General features: G+C 42.3%; 4 protein-coding genes. 1 reads left to right on the top strand and 3 read right to left on the bottom strand.

Annotation, left to right across the window (positions count from 1 at the left end):
• Positions 1-90: 90 nt before the first annotated feature.
• Positions 91-372 (top strand): HU family DNA-binding protein, encoded by a 282-nt coding sequence (locus A5294_RS05945; RefSeq protein ID WP_004119480.1) that lies wholly within the window; start codon positions 91-93, stop codon positions 370-372.
• A gap of 89 nt (positions 373-461) precedes the next feature.
• On the opposite strand, the gene A5294_RS05940 is transcribed toward A5294_RS05945, so the two are convergent.
• The 3 genes from A5294_RS05940 to A5294_RS05930 all read right to left on the bottom strand — a co-directional run bounded on the left by A5294_RS05940 (position 462) and on the right by A5294_RS05930 (position 3,708).
• On the bottom strand, positions 462-2,813 hold the full coding sequence (locus tag A5294_RS05940) for a bifunctional (p)ppGpp synthetase/guanosine-3',5'-bis(diphosphate) 3'-pyrophosphohydrolase (RefSeq protein WP_004119477.1): 2,352 nt from the start codon (positions 2,811-2,813) through the stop codon (positions 462-464).
• Positions 2,814-2,934: 121 nt separating this feature from the next.
• Complete coding sequence (dut, locus tag A5294_RS05935; protein ID WP_004106773.1) at positions 2,935-3,414, bottom strand: dUTP diphosphatase; 480 nt, start codon at positions 3,412-3,414, stop codon at positions 2,935-2,937.
• The gene (locus tag A5294_RS05930) at positions 3,415-3,708 is read right to left on the bottom strand and encodes a DUF4193 domain-containing protein (protein ID WP_004106775.1); all 294 of its coding nucleotides are present in this window, start codon (positions 3,706-3,708) and stop codon (positions 3,415-3,417) included.
• Between the last annotated feature and the right edge of the window lie 76 nt (positions 3,709-3,784).

Genomic DNA, 3,784 nt, shown 5'->3' with positions numbered 1-3,784 from the left:
TCAGATGTGTATAAGAGACAGGAAAATGTACTAGTATCTAGTATGAACGTGACCTTTGAAGAGAAGGTCCCCTGACACAAAGGATGCTGCATGGCATACAACAAGTCTGATCTCGTTTCTAAGATCGCACAGAAGTCCAACCTGACCAAGGCACAGGCCGAAGCCGCCGTCAACGCATTCCAGGATGTGTTCGTTGAGGCTTTACAGTCCGGTGAAGGTTTGAAGCTTACTGGTCTGTTCTCCGCAGAACGCGTAAAGCGTGCTGAGCGCACTGGCCGCAACCCGCGTACCGGTGAAACAATCAAGATTCCAGCTTCTTACGGTGTACGTATTTCTGCTGGCTCCTTGTTGAAGAAGGCTGTCACTGCCTGAAATTAAGCGTTTTTCGTATTTATTACATTAAACAAATACTATTTGCGCAAAAACGAAGATGGGCACTCCAAAGCTGGGGTGCCCATCTTTTATAAATCTCCTCGTTCCATTTTTCGCAAACGCGGCTCTGCGCTATCTTTTGCTCCCGTAATGCGGTAAACGTCAAAAACGCCTTCAATTTTACGGATAGCAGCAAGTAGAGTTGCTAAGTGCTGAGGATCTGCCATTTCAAAGGTAAATTGACTTGTTGCAACACGGTCATCGCCTGTAGCAATAGTTCCGGAAAGAATATTTACTCCATGATCTGAAAGAACGCGAGTAACATCCGAAAGAAGATGTTGTCGATCCAATGCTTCAACTTGGACCTTAACCAAGAACAAGCCTTTATCGCTAGTCCATTGAACAGGAATAACGCGCTCTGATTGAGTTTTTTGCAAATCGAGCATGTTCTGGCAGTCAGTCCTATGCACAGACACACCTTGGTTTCGTGTTATAAAACCAATAATCATATCTCCTGGAACTGGCATGCAACATTTTGCAAGCTTTACCCAAACGTCTCCAACACCCTTAACTGATACTCCCAAAGCGCCGTTAGACTTATGGCTGCGCTCAACATGACGTAAAGGCAATGCTTCTTGTTCTACTTCTTCTGCAACTTCATCAGCGCCCGCATCTTTTACTAAACGCGAAATAACATTCTGTGTAGAAACTTGGCCTTCGCCAATAGCCGCATATAAAGACTCAACATTAGTAGGCAAATTCAATTCATCAGCAACGCCAATTAATGCCTGCTGCGTCATCAAAGTAGTTAAAGGCAAGTTACGTTTACGCATAGCGCGAGTTAGCTCATCCTTGCCCTCTTCAATCGCCTCAGAGCGGCGTTCCTTGCTAAACCATTGACGTATTTTATTTCGAGCACGAGGAGATTTTACAAAACTCAGCCAATCGCGTGATGGTCCAGCTGTATCCGACTTTGAAGTAAGTACCTCTACAGTGTCACCGTTTGAAAGCTTCGTATCAAGAGGAACTAAACGTCCATTTACACGAGCACCCATCATGCGATGACCAACTTCAGTATGCACAGAATATGCAAAATCAACAGGAGTTGCATCCTGCGGAAGCGCAACAATACTCCCCTTTGGAGTAAAAACATAAACTTCAGAAGCACCAAGATCTTGCTTTAATGAACCTAAGAATTCATCTGAATCTGGAGTCTCACTAGTCCAATCAGCAAGCTGTTGAATCCACTTAAGATTATCTGCTTCGCTAAGCTCTTTTTTGTCATCAATATTATTTTCGCGTTTTAAATCATCATTATCAGGCTTACTTAAAGCGCGACCAGCCTGACCATTAGCTTTGTACTTCCAATGCGCTGCGATACCAAATTCAGCACGCCTATGCATATCCCATGTGCGTATTTGAATCTCTACTGGCTTTCCACCAGGGCCTACAACTGTAGTATGCAAGCTTTGATACATATTCAACTTTGGAGTTGCAATGTAATCCTTAAAACGTCCTGGAACAGGGCTCCATCGAGCATGCACTGCACCTAATGCTGCATAACAGTCACGAATAGAATCGACTATTATTCTCACGCCAACTAAATCGTAAATATTAGCAAAATCATGACCTCGAACGATCATCTTTTGGTAAATAGAGAAATAATCTTTTGGTCGACCTTTTACTGATGCTTTAACGTGTTGTTCTGCAAGATCTGCATTAATTTCTTCAAGAATTTGTCGTAAATAAACTTCGCGCTGACCTGCTCTACGAGCAACTAAAACAACAATTTCATTATAAATTTTTGGATACAGTACTTTAAAACTCAGCTCTTCAAGTTCAGTTTTAATTGCATTCATACCTAAACGGTTAGCAAGAGGCGCATATACGTCAAGAGTTTCTCTTGCTTTTTTATGTGAACTTGATGGCTTAACATACCTCCAAGTGCGAGCATTGTGCAAACGATCCGCAAGCTTTACTACAAGCACTCGCACATCGCGGCTCATTGCAACAACCATCTTACGAATAGTTTCTGCTTGAGCACTTTCGCCATATTCCATGTTGGATATTTTTGTAACACCATCTACAAGACCTGCTACAGTATCGCCAAATTCAGCTCGACATTCTTCTAGCGTGTAATCTGTATCTTCTACAGTGTCGTGTAATAATCCTGAAGCAACAACAATTGGTCCCATTCCAAGATCTGCAAGAATTTGAGCTACAGCAAGAGGATGAATAATGTATGGCTCACCAGATTTGCGTCTTTGACCTGTATGCTGCTTTACAGCACGATCATAAGCTCTATGAAGAATGCTCATATCCTCATTAGGATGATGCCATTGGCACATGCTCAATATTGGCAATAATGGATTTCGAGAATCTTCGCTGATTTCACATCCGAGCCTATTGGATCCTTTTACATCCTCTTGAAGTTCACCCATTTGGCACCTCCTGGTACTTTTACTATCCTACCTGCAATTCGCTCAATACACTACAAAAACAAAAAATACATACAATAAATCCGACTCAGTTTTAAAAACCGGTCGGATATTTATAAAAAGATTATTGTACGCCAGTGGAGCCAAAACCTTTATCAGAGCGATCAGATTCAGGTAATTTAGATGCGGGAATAAATTGTGCTTCTACATAACGTTGTATAACCATTTGAGCGATACGATCACCTTTATGGAATTGCACTGTGTTCTCAGGATCTAAATTAATAAGAGGAACCTTAATTTCACCACGATACCCGGCATCAACTGTTCCAGGTGCATTTAGCACAGTCACACCCTGTTTTGCTGCTAAACCAGAACGAGGATGCACTAAAGCAACATAACCTGCAGGTAAAGCTATAGCAACTCCAGTAGGAACAAGCGCTCTCTGGAAAGGACGCAAGGTAAAATCTTGGGTAGTTCTTAAATCGGCACCTGCATCACCTGCATGCGCGTAGCAAAGCGGCTGTAATGTAGATGTTTCATCATCGAGATACTTAATTAATACCTCAACCTGTTCGGGGCCAGTATAGGTCTCGTCATATGCCATTTAAGCTGCGCACTCCTTGCAAATAGGCTGACCATCAGCATTAGTTTCAGCTAACTGGCTGCGATGCTTAACTAAGAAGCATTCAGAACAAATAAATTCATCGCCTTGCATAGGGATAACAGTTACGGATGCATCTTCGTTACTTAAATCAGCACCTGGCAACTCGTAGTCTTCAGCAATAGCATTTTCATCATCGTCAATATCGCTGCTTGAATTTTGAGAACCTTTACTCAAAGCTTCCAACGACTCTTCGTCCTCATCTTTGCTACGAGGAGAATCATAATCCTGTGCCATTATGGTCCTTTCGTTTTTAAAGCTACTTACGCGCATAGCATACACGAATGCTACCCCGTATATTACACATTTTTTC

It is taken from the genome of Gardnerella sp. 30-4, from assembly GCF_001641215.1.
GTDB lineage: Bacteria > Actinomycetota > Actinomycetes > Actinomycetales > Bifidobacteriaceae > Bifidobacterium > Bifidobacterium leopoldii.
The sequence above is the reverse complement of the archived record's forward strand: the minus strand, read 5'-3'. Positions and strand labels throughout refer to the sequence as shown.

Coding starts and splice junctions, on each gene's coding strand:
- dut (WP_004106773.1), bottom strand. CDS start 3,414: ATGGCATATGACGAGACCTATACTGGCCCCGAACAGGTTGAGGTATTA.
- A5294_RS05945 (WP_004119480.1), top strand. CDS start 91: ATGGCATACAACAAGTCTGATCTCGTTTCTAAGATCGCACAGAAGTCC.
- A5294_RS05940 (WP_004119477.1), bottom strand. CDS start 2,813: ATGGGTGAACTTCAAGAGGATGTAAAAGGATCCAATAGGCTCGGATGT.
- A5294_RS05930 (WP_004106775.1), bottom strand. CDS start 3,708: ATGGCACAGGATTATGATTCTCCTCGTAGCAAAGATGAGGACGAAGAG.